The organism is Legionella taurinensis, assembly GCF_900452865.1.
GTDB classification, from domain to species: domain Bacteria; phylum Pseudomonadota; class Gammaproteobacteria; order Legionellales; family Legionellaceae; genus Legionella_C; species Legionella_C taurinensis.
In genome coordinates, this window is record NZ_UGOZ01000001.1 from 2,636,194 (window position 1) to 2,657,630 (window position 21,437).

The window sequence follows — 21,437 nt, forward strand, 5'->3', positions numbered from 1 at the left end:
AGGAGAAAAAGTAGTCGGCCAGCAAACAGCTAACATGGAAAATGTTTGTAAGTGCTGGCGTCTGCAAAATGTGTTTGGTCTGGCAGGAATATATGTGAGGCTAAATAAAGAAGTAATAAACCTGTAAGTTTTAATGCACTTAAATACCCAGGTTTATAGATTAATTAAATTTAACATAAGGAAACATAATCATGAATGATAATATTGAAAATGTAGAAGTAAACGAAGCTGAAATTGCTGAGTTCGACGTATTTGAATTTGAAGTAGATGATGTAGTTGAAGGCTTAATGCACAGATGCTAAACGCTATCAAAAATTCAGCTAACGTTTTTTTAGATGCTCCTCCTATATCGAGGAGCATCCATCAACTTAAAGATTATTCTAGCTATCTAGTCTATAGTTTATGCTCTATGCCATTGGTCAGAATGCACCCAACTGAAAACACTATTCTACCCCTGGCTGTAAAAAGCTGGGAAGCAACGGATAATTACTCTGTTTATGAATTTGTTTTACGTGATGATATTTACTGGAGCACTGGAGAAAAAGTCAAAGCCATTGACTATTGTATGGCAATTGACCTATCCCCTCAATTAGTACCAGTTTCTCGATGAGAAAACCAACATTAAGCCACCTGTTGAGCAAAGTCCACTGGTGGAAAATAATTTAATGCACTATGTGGCCTCACATGGTTGTAATGATGCCGCCATTTACCAATTTCAAAACGCGCCTCTTCCAATGTTCTAAACCAATTTTGGTTGAGGCATTCGTTACGGAATTTCCCATTAAGGCTTTCAACGAAACCGTTTTGTGTTGGTTTGCCAGGCTGGATAAAGTTCAACCGTACATTGGTTGATTTAGACCAGAAAAACATAGCCTTAGAGGTAAATTCGGTGCCATTGTCACAGACAATCTGTTCAGGGTAACCGCGCTCTTCACCAAGTTGTTCTAAAAAGCGTGTAACTTGTTGTCCAGAAATAGAGAGTGCAACAAGTTGCCCCAACAGTTCGCGGTTAAAATTGTCAATGACGTTCAATACACGAAAACGACGACCACTCGCCAATTGGTCCGAGACAAAGTCCATCGACCAACGCTTGTTCTTCTGAGTTGGCACATCCATAATCAAGCGAGGACGTTGGAGTTTTTTTCGTGTTTTAGTACGAATCTGCAGACCTTCCTCAAGGTAAATCCGATAGGTGCGCTTCTTGTTCTGAACTAAACCTTCTCTTCGTAACAAGCTATGCAGCAACAAATAGCCATAACGAGGATATTGAACGGCCAACTCTTTCATACGTGCTTTCAACCCATCATCCGAGCGTTTTTTCTTTAGGTAGCGGTACGCCGTGCGACTTAGCCCAACCAGTTTGCAGGCAACTCGCTCACTGAGCTTAAAGTGAGTTACCAAATGCTTTGCAACACGTTTCTTACTGGTGGGCTTTACCACTTTTTTGAAACAACGTCCTTTAGCGCTTCATTCTCCAGTAGCTTTTCTGCAAGAAGTTTTTTCAGCTTCTGGTTCTCTGATTCCAGCTCGCGTAAGCGCTTCGCTTCGTTGACCTCTAAGCCCGCATACTTGCTACGCCAATTATAGAAGCAACCGCTTGTTATCCCCATACTACGACAGATATCACCAACCTTAGCGCCAGCCTCATGCTCTTTGATTGCTTTGATTATCTGCTCTTCGCTGTAACGTCTTTTCATTTTGAGTTCTCCATTGTCACAATTTTAATGGATTTCTCATCTTTGTCATGGGCTTATTTTTGGGGGATAGGTCACAATCAACTTTGTTCTTTCAGATAATAGCAACCGTTTTCGAAGTTTGTTAGCGGATATCATTGGATATAGTGAAGTAATAAAACAGAAATCAAATAACTTATCAGGAATGGAGTTCGAAAATAATATCATTCGTTTTCGATTGAACAGTCCAAATTATTTTTTCCCTATGTATCTATCATTGCCAGTGTTTTCCCCTTTAAGCACTATTAATCATGAAATATTTTGTGGCGCATATATAATTAACAAGGTCGCCGATTATGAAGTAGAATTAAAAAGAAATGAATATTTCAAGCATGATTTAAAATCCGACATCATAGATAAAATTACTTTCTCATATAAAGTAAATGAGTCCGATCCTTTTGCTTTAGAGGCATTTAACCAAGGTGAAGTTGATGTTACTAGTGACACTTCTTTTCCTTATGATAAGTACTCAAGTTACGTACAACAAAAAGCGATAATACAAGAATATAATGTCGATATTTCATGCATACTATCTGAAAATAAAAATACAACGCCAGAACTAACAAAAATACTTACCTATGGTATCAATAGAGAATACATTATAGAAAAATTGCATGGCGTACCTGAGTTAAATTGTGGATACCATCATCTTTTTGATAGAAAAAATCGCAGTAATCATGATTATTTATACAATAAAAAACTTGCGCTTGAACTCAGGTCAAAAATTGATACGTCAGCAGAGATAACAATCGCTTATGAAGATTTTTATCCTAATTTAGAAATTATCACTCTTATCGCAGAACAATTAGAAGACATAGGTCTCATGTTTAAATTTGTAGTCGAAGAATATGGTGCCAGGAACATAAATTCACATTTCCGTTTAGAATTGACCTATCCCCTCAATTAGTACCAGTTTCTCGATGAGAAAACCAACATTAAGCCACCTGTTGAGCAAAGTCCACTGGTGGAAAATAATTTAATGCACTATGTGGCCTCACATGGTTGTAATGATGCCGCCATTTACCAATTTCAAAACGCGCCTCTTCCAATGTTCTAAACCAATTTTGGTTGAGGCATTCGTTACGGAATTTCCCATTAAGGCTTTCAACGAAACCGTTTTGTGTTGGTTTGCCAGGCTGGATAAAGTTCAACCGTACATTGGTTGATTTAGACCAGAAAAACATAGCCTTAGAGGTAAATTCGGTGCCATTGTCACAGACAATCTGTTCAGGGTAACCGCGCTCTTCACCAAGTTGTTCTAAAAAGCGTGTAACTTGTTGTCCAGAAATAGAGAGTGCAACAAGTTGCCCCAACAGTTCGCGGTTAAAATTGTCAATGACGTTCAATACACGAAAACGACGACCACTCGCCAATTGGTCCGAGACAAAGTCCATCGACCAACGCTTGTTCTTCTGAGTTGGCACATCCATAATCAAGCGAGGACGTTGGAGTTTTTTTCGTGTTTTAGTACGAATCTGCAGACCTTCCTCAAGGTAAATCCGATAGGTGCGCTTCTTGTTCTGAACTAAACCTTCTCTTCGTAACAAGCTATGCAGCAACAAATAGCCATAACGAGGATATTGAACGGCCAACTCTTTCATACGTGCTTTCAACCCATCATCCGAGCGTTTTTTCTTTAGGTAGCGGTACGCCGTGCGACTTAGCCCAACCAGTTTGCAGGCAACTCGCTCACTGAGCTTAAAGTGAGTTACCAAATGCTTTGCAACACGTTTCTTACTGGTGGGCTTTACCACTTTTTTGAAACAACGTCCTTTAGCGCTTCATTCTCCAGTAGCTTTTCTGCAAGAAGTTTTTTCAGCTTCTGGTTCTCTGATTCCAGCTCGCGTAAGCGCTTCGCTTCGTTGACCTCTAAGCCCGCATACTTGCTACGCCAATTATAGAAGCAACCGCTTGTTATCCCCATACTACGACAGATATCACCAACCTTAGCGCCAGCCTCATGCTCTTTGATTGCTTTGATTATCTGCTCTTCGCTGTAACGTCTTTTCATTTTGAGTTCTCCATTGTCACAATTTTAATGGATTTCTCATCTTTGTCATGGGCTTATTTTTGGGGGATAGGTCACCTCCATACCACCATATTTTGCTTTCCAGTTGTAATAGGTTGCATCTGAAATACCAGACTCTCGACAAATTTCTTTTACCAGCCGACCTGCTTCGACTTCTCTTAGAATTTTTACAATTTGTGTTTCTGTATAACGTGATTTTTTCATTTTTGTTTGATCTCCTCCCTGAAAATGGCTCCACCCTAAACTGGAGAAATCTGGCAAAATATCAACAAGAAAAAAAGGTATAAGCCATCATGAAAAGAAGCAAATTTACAGAAGAACAAATTCTGTTTGGGTTGAACAGGAGGAACTGGGAACGAGTGTTTCAGAGGTATGCCGAAAGCTGGGAATAAGCGAGGCGACATTTTACATATGGAAGAAAAAATATGGTGGGCTTGGTGCATCGGAACTCAGGAAACTTCGTCAGCTGGAAGATGAAAACAAGCGTCTTAAGCAGTTGGTTGCTGACCTAAGTCTTGATAAGCAGATGTTGCAGGATGTTCTGTCAAAAAAGCTTTAAAGCCACGGAAAAAGCGGGCGATGGCATTGGCTCTTCAGGACAGTTACCGGATAAGCATCCGCAGAAGCTGTGAAGTTCTAATGTTAAGCCGTAGTGTGTATCAGTACCGTTCATGTCGTGGCGAAGATACAGCAGTAAGACACCGTATACGTGAGATAGCCCACACACGGGTACGTTATGGTTATCAACGCATTCATGTTTTATTAAGGCGGGAAGGATGGGTTATCAATCACAAAAAAGTTCACCGCATTTATTGTGAGGAAGGTCTTAATCTTCGCAGAAAGCGTCCGCGCCGTCATGTTGCTGGTGCGCACAGAGAAGAACGATTAATGGCGTCCACTTTAAACGAATGCTGGAGCATGGACTTTGTTTCTGACAATCTGTTTAATGGCAGGAGAATACGGGCTTTAACTATAGTCGATAATTTTAGTCGGGAATGCATAGCTATTCATGTAGGGCCGACTATTCGGGGTGAGGAAGTTGTGAACGTTCTTGAGCAGCTCAGGGTTCTTGATAACAGGCTACCAAAAAGCATCCGGATTGATAATGGCCCTGAGTTTATTTCAAAGATATTAGACAAATGGGCTTATCAGAATAATGTAACTCTGGATTTCTCAAGGCCCGGAAAACCAACAGATAACGCGTTTATTGAGTCATTTAATGGCAGTTTTAGGGATGAATGCCTGAACAGCCACTGGTTTCTTTCTCTGGAAGATGCTAAAAGAAAAATTGAGGAATGGCGTCAAGATTACAACGATTTTCGGCCCCATTCCTCCCTGAACAATTTGACCCCAAATCAGTTTAGGCAGAAAATCTCGGATGTCAGTTTTTTCTAATTTCTGGCGGCTCTGTTTTGGGGAGAGGATCACCAAAGTTCCAAATAAGCTAGGGATGAGTTTAGCCCAGTAATCACATGGATGCCCCACGTGTCCCATTAGTCCCGGATATCTTTATATATCTACCAATAAGTATTGAATAAATTGAATAAAATCATTTGCATTCCATTTTGGACGAAGCTATATTCCATAATAGACGGAGATACAATCCATTTTGGACGGACGTATAATCCATAATGGACGAACTTATAATCCATATTAGACGAACCTTAGGACACCTTCTTGAATACGAAAACAGATAATTTTACAAGACAACTTAAAAGTCGAATGGAAATTGCCATGAAGGATACACCCGTTGTTTTAATTAACGGGCCTCGGCAATCAGGAAAAACCACTTTAGTCAAAGAATACTCACCCTCCCTACCCTACTATACCTTGGATGATGACAATATCCTTAATGCAGTAAAACAAGATCCTGTAGGCTTTGTTAGTCGAATCGATACAGCAATCATAGATGAAATTCAACGCGCTCCAGAATTACTCCGTGCGATAAAACGCTCAATTGACGAAAATAGACAGCCCGGTCGCTTTTTGTTAACTGGATCAGCCAATTTACTAGCATTACCTCAAATTGGAGATAGCTTGGCTGGTCGAATGGAAATATTAACCTTATTTCCACTTTCTCTGGCTGAAATTCAACGTAGAGAAAATCACTTTATAAAATATGCCTTAGATCAATCCTGGCCAAATCAAACAACACGTTCAGAGCAATCAGACGTTATTTCACAAGCTCTGACAGGTGGATATCCCGAAATGTTAACGAGACCAACTTTTGAAAGACGCAATGCTTGGGCTAAATCTTATATCAAAGCAATAGTAGAACGAGATGTAAAAGATATCTCATCAATAGAAAAATTAGTGGAAATGCCTCGATTACTGGAGGTACTAGCTCAACAATCAGGAAAATTAACCAATTTTACTCAAATTGGTGGGCAATTAAATTTAGATACCAAAACAGCACAAAAGTATGTCGGTTTACTGGAAACATTATTTTTAGTACATCAATTAAGACCTTGGCATGACAATACCTTAAGCAGGATAGTTAAAACACCAAAAATTCATTTTATTGATAGTGGTCTTTTGGCATGCCTGAACAGAGTTACCATCGAAAGCATTGAAAAAGATAAATCTTCTTTTGGAGCTTTACTAGAAACTTGGGTATATAGCGAATTACTGAAAATGTGCACTCTAGCAAATGAGCCATGGAATATTTATTACTATCGTGACAAAGACCAAGTGGAAGTGGATTTTATTCTTGAAAATCATGCTCGCAAGATTATTGGTATTGAAGTTAAAGCAAGTCAAACTATTCTTAATCAAGATTTCCGTGGATTGAGAAAACTGGCCAGTTTAGCGGATAAAAATTGGGTAAGCGGGATCGTTCTCTATAATGGAGATAAATGTTTGTCATTTGGAGATAATCTCTGGGCAATACCATTTTCTTTTCTTGATTGAGACTAGAGGGAGGAAAATATTTAATGATTGAGCATGTGAATCAAATACACAAAGTCACAAGTTTAATTCTTATACTCTTTGTTTTTGCATTATTTGTTTTTAGCAAATTTACATCAGTAGCACTATCTCCCTTGATAGTACTAATAATAAAGAAGTAATAACATCGAATTGTTCTCTAAAAATATTTCTACTGCCATCCATGGTTAAAAAACGCAAGTTATCTTGATCCATGTATTTTTTAGAAGCAAACTCAATCATTTGTTCAGAGATGTCGGTGCCAGTCACATCGCCTTCATGAACCATCTCAGCCATTTGATTGGTAATTACTCCATCACCGCATCCAATATCCAATACATGGGACTCTTTGACTAATGAAATTTTTCTGAGCAATTTCATTGCAAAATCATATTGCAGGCTATTGTTTTTACTGTATTTATTTGGATTACGATAAATGTGACTACTCATAACAATTCATTTTTTAAAGCCAACGTCACTGGTCGGAGGACCAAGCCCTACTCCCAAGCTACGTCCTTGCGGATGCATCCAGACCAATAAAATCACTCACATGCTATAATAAAAAACACAAAAGCCATTTCATGCTCATTAAGGCATGTGGGAAATCGATTACTCAAGGTTATGTCATGTATCAATTATTTAATAAAATTGCCCAAAAATACAATAAATCCAGGATGAAATCCCCTTATCTTTATATTTGTGAACTCGACAAGGCCATTGATCAATTGAAGGACGTTGTTTATCAACAAAAAAATGATAAAGAACTGATCAAATCAACTGAGAAAGTACTACACCTGGCGGGGAAATTGTCTTTAGCCGATGCGGTTGCTAATTATCATGCACCGTCAAAAGACAAAAGCTCACGTAATTGTGCCGTTGTAGCCACGGCCTACGGGTGTGTGACGGCGGCTTTAGAAGGAACTAATGAATTCAGTGATTGGTTAGAAAAATATCTCAAAGCGTCTCGTGTTGCCCAGGGATTAGATAACTTTAAAGAGATGGACTATTATGGGCACTTACTTGATATCAGCATCCATGGAAAATTTTCGCGCAAAGATGCATCCGAGACCCCATCCGATACGGTTGAAATCAAGGATTCCCCATCAAAGGACCACCTTTAATCCGTCTAACCATAAACCAGCGGGGCCAGGGAGAAGGACGATAAGGTAATCACAGCAGCGTCCAGCCTCTTTACCGCGCCGCAGCATAAGACAATGGCCTTTTGAACCATCGGCTAGGGTTTTTTTTCAAAAATAACCAATGTTGAATAGTAAAAAACCGCTTTGGTTTTTTTAATGAAAACCGGTTTAAAGTGATATTTTTTTGCCAGATTAATAAATGGCTTCATTTTCAATAGATGGGCACGGGTCGCTTTTTTTGCCCCTGGAAAAAACTCTCCTAATTTTTTCCAGCCAGCAAAAAAAATGCTGTAGGGAGCAAAACTAATAATCACCATGTGATTGCTTAACTGAAATAGTTTATCGACCATTTGCTCGGCGGCTGCCTGCGGATAATGAAAAATAACATCGAGACAAATGACATTATCAAATTTTCCTTGCAAGTCTTCTAAATTGGAAACGGTAAAATGGGCCTCGGTTTTTAAATTACCCTGCTGTTGATAGCGACTTTTTGCCTCATTAACCATGGCCTGTGAAATATCCGATGCAAAAATAGCGGAGGGCTCTTGTTTACTCAGTTCAATAGCAACCATACCCACGCCACACCCCGCGTCACAAAAACGTTTACCCCTGATATTATTCGTCTCAGTCAGGTACTTAATCAGGCTCTCAATGATCCGATTATGACCCTTCCTGATAATTTTTTGAATAAAATTCGCCTTATCGCTGTTGCTGTAAATTAATTTCCACCGCTCAAATCCGGTTTGATTGAAATAATCCGCTGTTTGAATTAATGCCTCCTGATGTGTCTTTTCTTTTGGCGCTTCGGCTACAGACCTGCTGGGGGGCATTAAATTTTTTTTGATGGAATCCTGCAGCGTTTCTTCGGCGGCAGACAGGGTTTTGTCAATTTCATCCTGACCATGGCAAATGGAAACAAATCCCGCCTCAAACATGGACGGCGCAAGGTATATTCCTTTATCCAACATGCCATGAAAGAAAAAATTAAACAGGGCTTCGTTGCCTTCGGCAACATCGGAAAAATGAGCAATTTCCTTTTTAGGATTAAAAAAGAAACCAAACATCCCGCCTCTCGAGAGCCCATGCAGCGGGATCCCCAAACGATCTCCCAGCTCATTCAATCCCTGCACCAGAGCATTGGTCGTTTTAGAGAGGCGGGCAAAAAATCCCGGGGTAGCCAGTTGATTAATCGTGGCTAAGCCAATTGTCATCACCAACGGATTGCCAGACAAGGTTCCTGCCTGATAAACCCCGCCCACAGGGGCCAAGCAGTCCATGATTTCTGCTCGACCACCCAAGGCACCAACAGGCATCCCACCGCCGATGACTTTTCCAAGGGTTGTTAAATCCGGTTTAACGTTGAAAAGTGATTGCGCACCGCCCAAAGCCACCCGAAATCCGGTCATCACTTCATCAAAGAGCAGCAAAGCGCCGTATTGGTCACACAAGGCTCTGAGGCCTTGTAAAAATCCTTCCTGAGGCAATACAAACCCCATGTTGCCACAGACAGGCTCTACAATGATCGCGGCAATATCATGGCCATTATTTTTAAACAGCAATGCCACGTCATCCAGCTGATTATAATCAGCGACCAGAGTATGCTCCGTGACACTCGCAGGAACACCCGGAGTTGAGGGAATACCTAAAGTCAATACACCTGAACCGGCTTTTGCCAGTAAACAGTCACTATGGCCATGATAACAGCCTTTGAATTTTATAATTTTATTTCGACCGGTATATCCGCGAGCCAGGCGTAGGGCAGTCATCGTCGCCTCGGTGCCGGAATTCATGAAACGGATTTTCTCCATGGAGGGCATTAATTCAATGATTCGTTTCCCTAACTCCATTTCTTGCACAGAAGGTGCGCCAAAACTTAAAAAATGCCCCACCGCTTCTCGGGCTGCCTCCACAACCGCTGGGTTGCAATGCCCTAAAATCATAGGCCCCCATGACCCTACATAATCAATGTATTCTTTGCCGTCGACATCGATTAAATAAGCACCCCGCCCTTCTTTAAAAAAGACCGGTGTTCCACCAACGGACTTAAACGCTCTGACCGGTGAATTGACTCCGCCAGGAAAAAGAGCCTGCGCCTGCTCAAATAACCGAGAAGATAAGGTCATGGCGTATCCTCCAACTAAGCTCCAGTTTTGCATCTATCGCTTACTGAAAAGACCCTTTAATTTTTTCAGCCAGCTTTGTATCCAATTTACTGCCTAAATCAAAATAGTTTGCATGAAGCCATTCGCCGATTTTTTTGGCGGCGTTTTGCTTTAAAACAATTTTTCTTGTATTGATAACGATCGATTGCACTCCCGCCTTGACCATGGCGCCACAGAGAATTTGTAACTCGTTCAGGATATCCTCTTTCTGGCTGGCATGAATGCCGACATTGGAGTTCCCATCCGTCATTAAAACCAGAATGTATTGGTGTATCCCAATGTGTTTGGCATATTGGATCACATCAAATACCTGCATCAAAGAAGAGGCCAAGGGTGTGGCATCACCCGTTGGTAAAATATCAAGATGCTTCTTAGCCAACTCAACACTGGCCGTTGGCTGCAGAATAATTTGACCCGCTTGACCTCGGCACGAGATTAAAGCCACCTGATCACGGTGAATATAAGCATGCTCCAACAGGCTGATAACCGTTCCTTTGGCTTGCCTCATGCGATTGATGCCCATACTACCGCTTGCATCAACAACAAAAATAAATAAAGTACCGGCTTTGGCAGAGTATTGCTTGACATGAATATCTTCTTTTTCAATGACTAAGGTTCTGTTTTCTTTTTTTCTGGCCTTTTGCCAGGGCGCCGCTGCGCGTAATGTTGCAATAATATCAATCGGCCCCTTGTTGGGATCACCCGGCCTACTGCGAATATGATGGCCATGACTTGCCAGCGTTTTACCCTGAGATCCTGTTTTGCTTGACGACTCCCTGGAGCGAAAAGGAGATAAATTGATAATATCAGAGGGTAGAATGACTTCCTCTGATTCAAAAACCGTGTCCGCCATTTTCTCAATCTCGGCAGAGAGACTATCCAAATGGTCTAAATCCTGATTATTCTGGTTGCCCTCCAATGACGAGGGTTCTCGCGTCTTCCAATCAGAATCATAATTTTCAAGCGTCGTGTTCTGTCCTGGCTCTTCTGTTGACGGCACCTCCGTACTGTCCTGACTGTTAGAGGATTGCTGCACTTTATTTTCGTCCTGAAGAAGGGTTGCCAGTTCCTGTTCACTGATTTGGGCTCGGGGGAAAATAACGCATTTTAAAGCCAACTGGATGTCGTCATCGAGAACTTCATCTCGAAGAGCCAAGGCAGCAGCCGCTCGGGCCGCTTCCACAGCAAAGATATCCGCGCGACTGCCCTCCACTTTACAGTAAGCAGCCACTTCAACAACTTTCCTAATCTGCTCGGTGGTCAGCTCGATTTTAGGCAACAATTCACGCGCGCTTTGAATAACGCCCATTAAAATTTCTTCTTCATCCTGCCATTCTGCCTCAAGGGCTTCATCGGTCAGAAGATTATGAGTGATTATTTTTTTCCTCAACTCGCTGCTGTCATTCCCTGGCAGATGGACATGCAGTCCCACGCGTTCCATCAAATGTTTTCGGGGGACGCCCTCGTCAGGATTGTATGCACCAATCAACAGAAAATGGGTTTGTATCGATTTACTGATGCCTGTGGTTTCAATGCGTAAATAACCTGCATCCAGGGCATTCAGTACAATATTGCTGATGTTGGGGGATAAGAGATTGATGCTTTCGCAAATTAAAATGCCATGATTCACCTTGCTGAGTAAGCCGTCAGTAACAACTTTATGACCGCATCTTATGGTTTCCTCAAGGTTAACCCCGCCAAGGAGATTCGCTTCATCAATATGCACCGGCAGGTTTACCAGGTTTTTGCCAGCAAATAAATTCGCAGCCGCACTGCTGAGTAACGATTTTCCACTACCCGCTTTCGCCGACAGCATCAGGCCTTTCAAACGCGGATTAATCGCTAAAAGAAATAGCGCCTTTTTTGCCAGCTTTAATCCAACCATGGCGGGTATGGGTAAGGAGTTAATGCTTTTCATGAGGCAATCCAAGGGTTTCGTGAACTACATTATCAATTTTGGTCACATCATCGATGGTTTCCAGCGGATCTTTTCTCAATCGATGACTGAGTGCCAACGGGGCTAATACTGCCAGATGGTTGAGACTGACTTCTTGTTTTTGTTCAAAGGCAGCCAAGGCCGCACAGGCCCTGCATAAAGTGAGTTCGCCACGATGCCCATCCACATTCAATTTTGAACAAATTTCCGCGATTTTATAAATCACCGCCTCGGGGAGAACAATGTGAGGCAACTTTTTTTGTGCCTTTTTAATCCTGTTTTTCAGTTTTTGTTGTTCTTTCTCCAAAGCGAGATTAAACGCCGCTGGATCCTGGTCAAACAGACGCCGTTTCTGGACCACATTCATTCTGTCTTCCACACTGGTTAAGGTTTCGATATGCGCGCTTAGACCAAAACGGTCCAGTAATTGCGGCCTTAAATCCCCTTCCTCCGGGTTGCCGCTTCCTATCAGGATAAATTTAGCGGGATGACGAATGGAAATTCCCTCTCTCTCAACGACATTGACGCCACTGGCTGCCACATCCAACAGCAAATCCACCAGGTGATCCTCCAACAGATTCACCTCGTCGATGTAAAGAATACCGCGATTGGCTTTTGCAATAAGCCCTGGCGAAAACGTCTGCTTCCCCTGCGTGAGTGCCGTCTCTATATTCAGAGAGCCCACGACACGGTCTTCTGTCGCACCAAGAGGTAAATCGACAATGGGCACGCCCCGCTTAATAAAAGCCGGTTTCATTTTTTCTCCAAGCAGGGTCTGGCACTCGGGACAATGCACCGAAATGTTCTCAGGATCACAGCCATAGGTACACGTTTTTACTGCTTTTTGAGCGGGTAACAAGGCATGCAGAGAGCGGACAATGGTGCTTTTTCCCGTTCCGCGATGCCCCATAATGAGCACCCCTCCGATGCTGGGATCAATCACATTCAAAATCAAAGCGGTTTTTAATCCGTGTTGTCCCACAATACCGGCAAAGGGATAGACTCTATTTGGACTCTGTATTGTTTCCATTATTAATACCTTCAATTTTGTCTTCGATTTCATCATAGAAACTTTCCAATGCATTGAGCATGTCTTCATCGGCATCCCAGGCGCCGCGATTATTGGCCTCCAGTAAACGAGTAATCATATTTCCCAGGGCTTTGATATTCGCTTTTTCCAGCCACTCCCTTTTTTCCTGATTGAGAATAAAATTTTCTGCCATTTCATCAAAAACCCATTTGTCGATATTTTTTTCAATGGCAGCCATGCCTAACACATTGGTAAATTGATTACCCAACTCAGCCGCTCCCGCATAGCCATTGTTCATCAGGGCGTTATGCCACTGGGGGTTGAGTAATTTGGCACGCACTTCTCTGGCAACCAACTCCTTGGCCTCATTGATTTTGGTTTTACCGGCATAGGTTTCTGCATAGATCAAATCAATTTTTTTCTCTGAAATCCGTTCAGCCACCATACGCAAAGCACCGCTGCTCGAAAAGTAAAAGGGAATGTCGGTTAAACCGTATTCGGTGCTATCCATGAGTTGAAACGTATTGTCTACGGTGGCCAGCATTTTTTTGAAGATTTGCGGACAAGGCTTCCCTTGTTTCACTCCGCCATAACTGAACGAACTGGTTTGAATCAGTGCTTTTTCGAGTTCGTCTTCGTCTTCCCAGGCAGACTCCTGAATTAATTGATCAATACCATTCCCATAACGCCCTGGGGGTCTTGAGAAAATACGGGAAGAAGCATCTTCTTCGGAAATACCTGCATTCAAAGCCTCCAGATAGTGCTTACGGATATAATTTTCGCTGACAGGCTCTTCGAGATGCGATAAATCAATGAATAATGTATCTAATAGATTAACTAAATGAGAAAAGGAGTCCCTGAATATGGCACTCATATCCACACAGACATCAATACGAGGACGCCCCAATTTTTCCAAAGGAATAGGCTGGTATCGATAAATTTTACCCTGGCCATCATAAAGTGGCTCAGCTCCCGTTAAACTTAAAATCGTCGCCAGCGATTCCCCTTCTGTTTTAATCGTATCTAACGCCCATAAGGTGATGGCAATGGTTTCGGGGTAGTGTTGATCGTGCTTTTGCAGGAAGCGTTGAATCAGTTGTTCGCTTAACTCCTTACCACGCGGAAGAGCGATAGGGTCGGGTAAACGCCAGGGATCCGTCCCATAAATATTACGGCCGCTGGGCAAAGCGATTGAACCGCTACGCAAAGGATCTCTACCTGGCGCCGGCGCCACATAACCGCCAGCCAGCACATTAACTAATACATCCGCCTCATGATTATTATTCGCGCAATGATACGCGATGCGAAGTCCTTCTTCGACAATGGGAGTTAACTCATCCAAAGGACAAGCGGTCGCGCTGCCAATTATTTTTTGCCAGGCTTTTTTAACATTGGATTGATTGATGATGGTGGCATCAATCAGCTGACAGGATAATTGCCAGGCTTTCCCTTTGTCACACCCCAGCTCACGCCGGATTAGTTCCGACAAACCAGGCTTTTCGCCGCCATTGACGTTAAGAATTGAATAACAATACATTTTTATTTCTTCAAGACCATAGTTTTTACCAAAAACATGCAGGCCTATACTGATGAGATGCTCTTCTATGTCGTCAATGTAAGCACCAGCCCGTTTCCTGAAGTCAGCGTCTGTTTCATCGGGCAACTTCTCCAAATCAAAAAAAACGTCCTCCAGCGGCAGATCATGATCAGCCAGTGCCGTCCTCATCTCGTTGATACGCGAATAATCCCCCACCCTGACGTAAGGGGGTAACATATGGCTTACAATCACAGAGTTTGCACGGCGCTTGGCAATAATGGCCTCGGATGGATTATTGAGGGGATACAAGTAGATATTGGGCAAATCCCCGAGAAGGATATCAGGCCAACAGGAAGAGCTAAGGCCCAGTTGTAACCCGGGCATCCATTCTACCGTACCGTGCATACCCACATGAATTAATACATCAGCCCCCCAACATTCCTTAATCCAACGATAAAATAAAACATACTGGTGATGAGGGGTGAACTCTTTATCGAAACAGAATTGCATGGGATCCCCTGGCACCCCAAGAACAGGCTGGACGCCCACACACAGGTTACCGAACTCTTGAATATTTAAACGAATGGTCTGTCGGTCAACCGGATCAATATTACCGGGAGGATTCCCCCATTTCGCGTCAATCCGGGCCTGAGTTGCACTATCTAATAATTGACGATACTCCTGGACAGAAGCCTGTTTGGGTGCATTACGCCCTTCAAATCGACTGATCATCGCCTTGCAAGCCTCTTCCTCCTGGGGGAAGTCGTCTATGCTGTAACCTTCTTCACGCAAGCGTTTAACCATTGAAAGAAGCGAGAGCGGGATGTTTAGCAAGGCCGCGGTCCCTACTTTTCCCTGTCCGGGGGGAAAATTATAGATCACCAGGGCGATTTTAACTTGCTGCTTCTCTTTCTTTCTTAAATTAACCCAACCTGACACCTGATTGGCGATTTGATGAATCCTGTTGGGTATACCCTGAATCAGGTTTTGCCGCATTGCCCCGGAGATTAAGGGCACTATCGCGCCATCCATTTCGGGTATGTCATACATCAGTATTTTTTGAAAAGAATCAACACCGACACCACAGCAGGCTTTCTTTTTCTCAAAAGCACATTCCAGACAATCACAGTTTTGGGCCACTAGGGGCGGAACAACCAGATAAGGGATATTCAGCGCGGTTAATAATTCTCCCGATTGGGTTTTATAGAGACCCGGGGTACCCGCAATGGCAGGTCCCCCGACCAACGAAAATCCCATGGTGTTGACGATGCAATCAATTTTCTTTTGCAATAACCATTTTCTGACCGCAACCTGCGTTTCAACTCCGGAAGCAAAAATGGGTATCACTAACAAATTTTTTGCCAACAAGCTCTCCGCCACGTCCTTAATAAAAGGCTGGCGCTCTATGGCATATTGACGAAAAACCAATAAAGCAATCGTGGGCTTTGCTGTAGACGAGGCGTTATCGTTTCGCTTAGCGCTTAAATACTCCTCCGGTGAAACGAACAATTCGCCGGTGAATGGATCAAAACAGCCTATAGATGGAATAATTTTGACCGGTTTGTACGTCACGTCCAAATCAAATATTTCTCGGCCGATAAAGCGTAATAATTGCTCGCGATTATAGACATCCGGCTGTCCCCAATATAAAACAATGTTGATCCAATGGGTCACATCCTTGTATTTTTTAGGGATAAATGGCAGCAGTCTGGCTGTGATTTTACTGAGTTTACTGTACACATAAATTACATCTTCCTCGCGGCCGCCCGAAAAAAATTTAAGAACCTTCTTCAATGGACCAGGCATTCCCCCGGAGGAATTCTTCATACTGTAATTCCCTATCCTGGTCAATTGCATTAATTCGGGTATGCAGGCAAAACAAAATACGCCTTTAGGATTTTTTTGCTTTATTAATTCGATGAGCCATTCCCCCATAATCCCGTCATTTACCAGATGAATGATGACAAACGAATCCTGGTCTATGGATGATTCAATATCGGGGCATTTGCAGTATGGATTACCACAGGGGCTCGGGCATGTGGCTTGCCTTGAGCAATCCGAACCGGAGAACAATTGCACTGGGAGCTTACTGGTACTTTTCTTCAGGTTTGCAACGGCGTCTCTCCAGATGAGAGTATCACTTTGTTGAACTAAGGATATTATGACAATATTTGCCATCCACATAACCCCGTTGATTATCGTTATCAGTAAGAACAGTACGTCGCTAGCAATTAATTGTCGTTTACACGATTAGTTTAAATATAGGAGACGAAAGGCAATTCCTCAATTAAATGGTTGATAGGCATCGATTCATTGCTCAACATGTCAACCGTTTACATGAATCGCATTGAGTGACTTTTTGATATGAAAAGTGGTCATATTGACAGCCATGACGCATTGGCATGGTCGTTGCATGCTCAATGGCGTTATTTGTAACACTTGAGCCTGCGTTTTGTGTCCAGGGGCTTAGAAATGAATGAAAACCCGGGATACGGGCGAAGCCCTCCTCCCAAGCGACTTGCTACCTCCATTTTACGGTGTAGGAATAATTCTTCCAGCGTAATTCAGCGGTGGTGCGTTCTGATATGGAGGTCACTCCTGCAGGGGTGCCCGTATAAATGACATCACCTGCTTTCAAGGGAAAAAATTGGCTGATATAAACTAATAAATCGTCTGGATGCATCATCATGTCTGCCCCTTTTGCGCATTGCCGGAGGGTTCCATCCAGGCGTAATTGGAATTCTGCACTCATGTAGTCATTAAAGTGTTGATAGGGAATCCAGGGACCAATAATAGCCGCATCCTTAAACACTTTTGATGTAGTCCATGGATGCCCTTGTTTCTTAAGCAGCGTTTGACGGCCACGTAGAGTCATTTCAAGACCAAGAGTGACATCCGCAATAGCGTTTCTCGCTTCTTCAATTGTCATTTTATAGCCATCATGAGCGAGACGAAGCGCAATTTCGCATTCTGGTTGCACCTCCGTGTCCTCATGGGGGAAATCAACCTGGATTTGCTCTCCCCACCCAGAGACTTGCCTAAGCACACTCGGCGGCTTTAAGAAAATGACCGGCTTTTCTGGTACTTCATCCCCCAGCTCTTTGGCATGGGCAAGATAATTTTTTCCTACACAGATTATTTTATCAAAAGACATCATTTATCCCTTACTGTGAAAACTTGAAGAAAGCCATTTAGCCGTGGCTTGATTTACTTTATTGACCCAATTCAGTAAATTAATCAGGTCATGATTTAATTCCACACCATTATGCCAGGGAGGGTATATGAAATTAAAGGCGGCTCTATTCGTAGCTTTGTTTTTGGCTTGTCATTTGGCCTCTGCTCAAATAATGCGAATTGAGGACACTCTGAATCCATCCCCCAGTGCCTGGGAAATCACATTGGAAAAAGGAAGCCTGACCTTAGTTAATGGTACAAAAAGCAATCTCCTGATTCATGTTCAAATTAACCAGGGGGTGATTGGTCTCATTAGTAAAGACAATGCCATTTCAAACTGCCTGGTTGATCTCAATGCTGAATCTCACGCTGAAATCGGTTTATGTGAACTTGAGCCGAATGCGGCATTGGAATTTGATTTGGATTTTGTCTGGGCCAGCTCGCATTACCCCAAACCGGCAACCGGTTCTTACACCGTGCAACGAAGTTAGCCAATAACCATGTAGTCTGGAATAAGATAACCCGGGATTCGGGCGGCGTCTTCTTCCAGGCTACTACTGATTAAAATGGTTGAATAGTATTCACCATAACCCGCCGATTTATAATTTAATTCGTCGCAATCGCAGCGCATTACCAATCACCGAGACAGAGGAGAGGGCCATGGCGGCTGCGGCAATCATTGGACTTAAAAGCAGGCCAGTGAAAGGATAGAGGATACCGGCGGCCAGCGGCACACCCAACAGGTTATAAATAAAAGCAAAGAACAAATTTTGCCGGATATTACGCATCGTCCCTTCTGATAAACGACGCGCCTTCGCAATACCCCGCAAATCACCTCGTAATAAGGTAATGCCCGCACTCTCGATGGCCACGTCCGTACCGGTTCCCATGGCGATACCGATATCGGCTTTTGCAAGCGCTGGAGCATCATTTACCCCATCCCCTGCCATGGCAACCACGAGGCCTCGGGCTTTCAACTCACCCACGATGCGACTCTTCTCGTCAGGCATAATTTCCGCCACCACTTTTTTTATGCCCAGCTTAGCGGCGACCGCCTCGGCCGTTTTTTTGCTGTCCCCGGTGAGCATGACAATGTCGATGCCGCTTTGTTGAAGGTCGCGGATAGCCTCAGGAGTACTCGATTTAATGGGGTCTTCCACCACCAGAAGCGCCACCGTGCGATTATCCACCGCCATGAACATCACCGAAGCGCCCTGCGCACGCAATTCATCCGCTTTTTCAAACAAAAAAGCATTATCACTCCCATGTTCCTGCATTAATTTCACATTCCCTATGGCCACACGGTGATTATCCACCTGACCGGTAACGCCTTTGCCAGTAGGGGCCTCAAAGCCTTCCACCGTTGCAAGGGACAACCGCTTGTCTTTGGCGGCCTGCACAATGGCATTGGCCAGTGGATGTTCACTTTGGTGTTCAAGAGCGGCTGCCAATGCCAATGCCTCCGCCTCTTCAAACCCGCCGTCGGTCACAATGCGCGTTAGTTCCGGGCGTCCTTCGGTCAGCGTCCCTGTTTTATCAAGCACCAGCGTATTGACCTTTTCCATGCGTTCCAGGCTTTCGGCATTTTTAATCAATATGCCGCTCTGCGCCCCTTTGCCAACCCCCACCATAATGGACATTGGCGTTGCCAGGCCCAGAGCACAGGGACAGGCAATGATGAGTACGGATACAGCGGCAATTAAACCATAGCCAAGAGCGGGTGGTGGACCAATCAGAGCCCACAGAATAAAGGACAGCGCCGCACTCAGAATCACGACCGGAACAAACCATCCTGAGACCGTATCGGCCAATCGTTGAATGGGCGCACGGCTTCGTTGCGCATCACTCACCATCTGCACGATGCGCGCCAGCATGGTATCGCTGCCCACGTGCCGTGCTTCCATGACAAAACTGCCGGTCTGATTGATTGTCGCACCAATGACTTTTGCTCCAGCCTCCTTAACAACGGGGATGGGTTCGCCGGTGACCATGGATTCATCCACAACGCTTCGTCCTTTAAGCACCTCCCCGTCCACGGGTATTTTTTCACCCGGACGAACACGAAGCCTGTCGCCGATTTTTACCTGATAGAGCGTCACTTCATCTTCACCGCCATTATCGTCCAACCGGTGTGCACTTTCAGGCGCCAGTTTCAATAAGGCGCGGATGGCGCTCCCCGTGCGCTCGCGTGCTTTTAATTCCAGAACCTGCCCCAACAGGACAAGTGTTGTAATGACTGCGGCTGCCTCAAAATAGACCGCGACTACCCCTCCATGGCCTCGAAACGCAGGGGGGAATACTTGAGGCCAAAAGGTGGCCGCCACGCTGTAAACCCAGGCCACCCCAATGCCCATGCTGATGAGAGTAAACATGTTCAGTTGCCGAGTTTGCAACGACGCCCAACCCCGTTCAAAAAAAGGCCATCCTCCCCACACCACCACGGGTGTAGCCAGCAGCAATTGAATCCAGTTGGACGCTGCGGCAGGGATGAGCGACGTCACCCCATGGCCAACCATTGCCAACAGCACAACAGGCAACGTAAGAAGGGCTGCAATCCAAAATCGACGCGTCATGTCCAGGTACTCGGGATTGACCTCGTTGACAGTGACCGTTTCCGCCTCTAATGCCATACCACAAATAGGGCAAATACCAGGACTGGACTGGCGGATTTCCGGATGCATGGGGCAAGTGTAGATGGCTGCTCCTCCTGTTTGAGTGACAGCGTCATGCGCCTTGTTTGTTCTTTGTTCCTGCTGACAACACGTGTGCGCTTTGCCCTCAGCGGCATGTTCCTGGTGATGATCCTGTGTCATTGCCCGTCCCCCCGTTTATTTTTCAATGCCTTGACTAATTTGTTTTTTACCAAGGCATCCACAATCAAATCACTGACATCAATCGCATTTGTTGCATGGCTAATTGTATTGCAGGTGACCACGTGAGTATTCTTCATTCCTGCTAACATAGAATACGCATTTTCTGCAAAAAGGGCATGCACCCCTATGCATGTCACTGACTTCACGCCTGCGTCCTGTAAATACTTCACGGCCTCTATCATGGTTGCTGCCGTAGAGATAATGTCGTCCACTACTATGGGATGAAAGGATTCAAGCCCCGGGATAGTTGGCCCTGTAATAGCCACGTCATTGTCACCACGCCTGCTTTTTTCCAAAATCAGGTAAGGGAAATGCCCCTTTTCTGCGATGTCAGCAACCCATTGTTGGCTTTCCATGTCTGGCCCAATGATAATTGGCTTAGTCACATGCTTTTTTATCCATGCGGCTATGGGCGCTGCGGCGTGTAGCGTAAAGGCTGGGATATCATAGAGTTCATCCAGGGATGAGTAGCGATGCAAATGGGGATCGATGGTCATGATCCAGTCAAATGATTGGGATAACCATTCAGCAAAATAGCGCGAGGTTACTCCCTCACCCTCCTGAAAACGCTTGTCTTGACGTAAATAGGGAAGGTATGGCGCAACCAATCCGATTTGTTTTGCCCCTAATTCCTTAGCCGTTTTGGCAAAAAACAATAACGACACTATTTTTTCATCAGGCTGGTTTAGGCTGTCGACCACAATCAGCTCCCGGTTGTTAATCCTTGAATTAATTTTCACGTACCATTCGCTATCCGGGAAACGATGTAACATGACATCTCCCACCTCGAGTTGAAGCGCGGCCGTTAATCGCTTACTGATTGCTGAAGCGTTAAATAAGGAAAATAACATGGGTTTCAAAGCGTCTCTCCCAGGGTCAGAATGCTACGCCCGATTTGC

The 21,437-nt window shown here is 44.1% G+C and carries 15 protein-coding genes and 3 pseudogenes; 5 read left to right on the forward strand and 13 right to left on the reverse strand.

Annotated features, from left to right (window positions below):
- Nucleotides 1-621: 621 nt before the first annotated feature.
- Nucleotides 622-1,697 (reverse strand): IS3 family transposase gene (locus DYE45_RS12055; RefSeq protein ID WP_115300371.1). Its coding sequence is split into 2 segments (ribosomal slippage): nucleotides 622-1,448 and nucleotides 1,448-1,697, totalling 1,077 coding nucleotides; the frame shifts between segments, so codons are not numbered across the junction.
- A gap of 118 nt (nucleotides 1,698-1,815) precedes the next feature.
- Here DYE45_RS12055 and DYE45_RS12060 point away from each other — a divergent pair.
- Complete coding sequence (locus DYE45_RS12060; protein ID WP_133138236.1) at nucleotides 1,816-2,640, forward strand: ABC transporter substrate-binding protein; 825 nt, start codon at nucleotides 1,816-1,818, stop codon at nucleotides 2,638-2,640.
- A gap of 28 nt (nucleotides 2,641-2,668) precedes the next feature.
- Here the strand turns inward: DYE45_RS12060 and DYE45_RS12065 are convergent.
- Together DYE45_RS12065 and DYE45_RS12070 are read right to left on the reverse strand one after the other, a co-directional pair.
- Nucleotides 2,669-3,744, reverse strand: a protein-coding gene (locus tag DYE45_RS12065) for an IS3 family transposase (RefSeq protein ID WP_115300371.1) whose coding sequence is annotated in 2 segments (ribosomal slippage) — nucleotides 2,669-3,495 and nucleotides 3,495-3,744 — 1,077 coding nt in all. Because the reading frame shifts where the segments join, the coding sequence is not laid out codon by codon here.
- 69 nt (nucleotides 3,745-3,813) lie between these two features.
- Nucleotides 3,814-3,966: pseudogene (locus tag DYE45_RS12070) on the reverse strand (transposase); the annotation flags it as partial.
- 89 nt (nucleotides 3,967-4,055) lie between these two features.
- Between DYE45_RS12070 and DYE45_RS12075 the strand changes: the two are divergent.
- A pseudogene (locus DYE45_RS12075) lies at nucleotides 4,056-5,157 on the forward strand (IS3 family transposase).
- 282 nt (nucleotides 5,158-5,439) lie between these two features.
- Entirely contained in the window at nucleotides 5,440-6,672 is a 1,233-nt protein-coding gene (locus DYE45_RS12080; RefSeq protein ID WP_174703689.1) for an ATP-binding protein, read from the forward strand.
- A 108-nt stretch (nucleotides 6,673-6,780) separates the two neighbouring features.
- Here DYE45_RS12080 and DYE45_RS12085 read toward each other — a convergent pair whose 3' ends face one another.
- Nucleotides 6,781-7,137 (reverse strand): class I SAM-dependent methyltransferase, encoded by a 357-nt coding sequence (locus DYE45_RS12085; RefSeq protein WP_108294149.1) that lies wholly within the window; start codon nucleotides 7,135-7,137, stop codon nucleotides 6,781-6,783.
- A gap of 131 nt (nucleotides 7,138-7,268) precedes the next feature.
- Here DYE45_RS12085 and DYE45_RS12090 point away from each other — a divergent pair, with 131 nt between their 5' ends.
- Nucleotides 7,269-7,808 (forward strand): hypothetical protein, encoded by a 540-nt coding sequence (locus tag DYE45_RS12090; RefSeq protein WP_133138212.1) that lies wholly within the window; start codon nucleotides 7,269-7,271, stop codon nucleotides 7,806-7,808.
- A 113-nt stretch (nucleotides 7,809-7,921) separates the two neighbouring features.
- Here DYE45_RS12090 and bchM read toward each other — a convergent pair whose 3' ends face one another.
- From bchM to DYE45_RS12115, 6 genes and pseudogenes are all read right to left on the reverse strand, one after another.
- Nucleotides 7,922-8,656, reverse strand: a complete 735-nt coding sequence (bchM, locus tag DYE45_RS14925; RefSeq protein ID WP_242602728.1) for a magnesium protoporphyrin IX methyltransferase — start codon at nucleotides 8,654-8,656, stop codon at nucleotides 7,922-7,924.
- 24 nt (nucleotides 8,657-8,680) lie between these two features.
- A pseudogene (hemL, locus tag DYE45_RS14930) lies at nucleotides 8,681-9,949 on the reverse strand (glutamate-1-semialdehyde 2,1-aminomutase); the annotation flags it as partial.
- A gap of 40 nt (nucleotides 9,950-9,989) precedes the next feature.
- Entirely contained in the window at nucleotides 9,990-11,906 is a 1,917-nt protein-coding gene (gene bchD, locus DYE45_RS12100; RefSeq protein WP_115300957.1) for a magnesium chelatase ATPase subunit D, read from the reverse strand.
- Nucleotides 11,893-12,954, reverse strand: coding sequence for a magnesium chelatase ATPase subunit I (gene bchI, locus DYE45_RS12105; RefSeq protein WP_207393870.1), 1,062 nt, complete (start codon nucleotides 12,952-12,954; stop codon nucleotides 11,893-11,895). Before bchI ends, bchD begins: the two co-directional genes overlap by 14 nt.
- Nucleotides 12,929-16,675 carry a magnesium chelatase subunit H gene (gene bchH, locus DYE45_RS12110; RefSeq protein WP_115300959.1) on the reverse strand — a complete coding sequence of 1,249 codons (3,747 nt, stop codon included), beginning with the start codon at nucleotides 16,673-16,675 and terminating at the stop codon, nucleotides 12,929-12,931. Before bchH ends, bchI begins: the two co-directional genes overlap by 26 nt.
- 337 nt (nucleotides 16,676-17,012) lie before the next feature.
- Nucleotides 17,013-17,648 (reverse strand): fumarylacetoacetate hydrolase family protein, encoded by a 636-nt coding sequence (locus tag DYE45_RS12115; RefSeq protein ID WP_108294161.1) that lies wholly within the window; start codon nucleotides 17,646-17,648, stop codon nucleotides 17,013-17,015.
- A gap of 124 nt (nucleotides 17,649-17,772) precedes the next feature.
- Here DYE45_RS12115 and DYE45_RS12120 point away from each other — a divergent pair, with 124 nt between their 5' ends.
- Nucleotides 17,773-18,156, forward strand: coding sequence for a hypothetical protein (locus tag DYE45_RS12120; protein WP_108294163.1), 384 nt, complete (start codon nucleotides 17,773-17,775; stop codon nucleotides 18,154-18,156).
- On the opposite strand, the gene DYE45_RS14725 is transcribed toward DYE45_RS12120, so the two are convergent.
- Genes DYE45_RS14725 through DYE45_RS12130 form a run of 3 tightly spaced genes read right to left on the reverse strand, consistent with a single transcriptional unit; the run spans nucleotide 18,153 to nucleotide 21,398 of the window.
- Nucleotides 18,153-18,296 carry a hypothetical protein gene (locus DYE45_RS14725; protein ID WP_160160733.1) on the reverse strand — a complete coding sequence of 48 codons (144 nt, stop codon included), beginning with the start codon at nucleotides 18,294-18,296 and terminating at the stop codon, nucleotides 18,153-18,155. The genes DYE45_RS12120 and DYE45_RS14725 overlap by 4 nt on opposite strands.
- Nucleotides 18,265-20,478, reverse strand: coding sequence for a copper-transporting P-type ATPase (gene copA, locus DYE45_RS12125; protein WP_108294165.1), 2,214 nt, complete (start codon nucleotides 20,476-20,478; stop codon nucleotides 18,265-18,267). Before copA ends, DYE45_RS14725 begins: the two co-directional genes overlap by 32 nt.
- Nucleotides 20,475-21,398 (reverse strand): ribose-phosphate pyrophosphokinase, encoded by a 924-nt coding sequence (locus DYE45_RS12130; protein ID WP_108294167.1) that lies wholly within the window; start codon nucleotides 21,396-21,398, stop codon nucleotides 20,475-20,477. Before DYE45_RS12130 ends, copA begins: the two co-directional genes overlap by 4 nt.
- Nucleotides 21,399-21,437: the final 39 nt, after the last annotated feature.

Excerpts from the sequence above, each read along its gene's own strand:
- bchI (WP_207393870.1), bottom strand. The coding sequence starts at position 12,954 with ATGGAAACAATACAGAGTCCAAATAGAGTCTATCCCTTTGCCGGTATT.
- bchD (WP_115300957.1), bottom strand. The coding sequence starts at position 11,906 with ATGAAAAGCATTAACTCCTTACCCATACCCGCCATGGTTGGATTAAAG.
- copA (WP_108294165.1), bottom strand. The coding sequence starts at position 20,478 with ATGACACAGGATCATCACCAGGAACATGCCGCTGAGGGCAAAGCGCAC.
- DYE45_RS12085 (WP_108294149.1), bottom strand. The coding sequence starts at position 7,137 with ATGAGTAGTCACATTTATCGTAATCCAAATAAATACAGTAAAAACAAT.
- DYE45_RS12090 (WP_133138212.1), top strand. The coding sequence starts at position 7,269 with ATGCTCATTAAGGCATGTGGGAAATCGATTACTCAAGGTTATGTCATG.
- DYE45_RS12115 (WP_108294161.1), bottom strand. The coding sequence starts at position 17,648 with ATGATGTCTTTTGATAAAATAATCTGTGTAGGAAAAAATTATCTTGCC.
- DYE45_RS12120 (WP_108294163.1), top strand. The coding sequence starts at position 17,773 with ATGAAATTAAAGGCGGCTCTATTCGTAGCTTTGTTTTTGGCTTGTCAT.
- bchH (WP_115300959.1), bottom strand. The coding sequence starts at position 16,675 with ATGTGGATGGCAAATATTGTCATAATATCCTTAGTTCAACAAAGTGAT.
- DYE45_RS14725 (WP_160160733.1), bottom strand. The coding sequence starts at position 18,296 with ATGCGCTGCGATTGCGACGAATTAAATTATAAATCGGCGGGTTATGGT.
- bchM (WP_242602728.1), bottom strand. The coding sequence starts at position 8,656 with ATGCCCCCCAGCAGGTCTGTAGCCGAAGCGCCAAAAGAAAAGACACAT.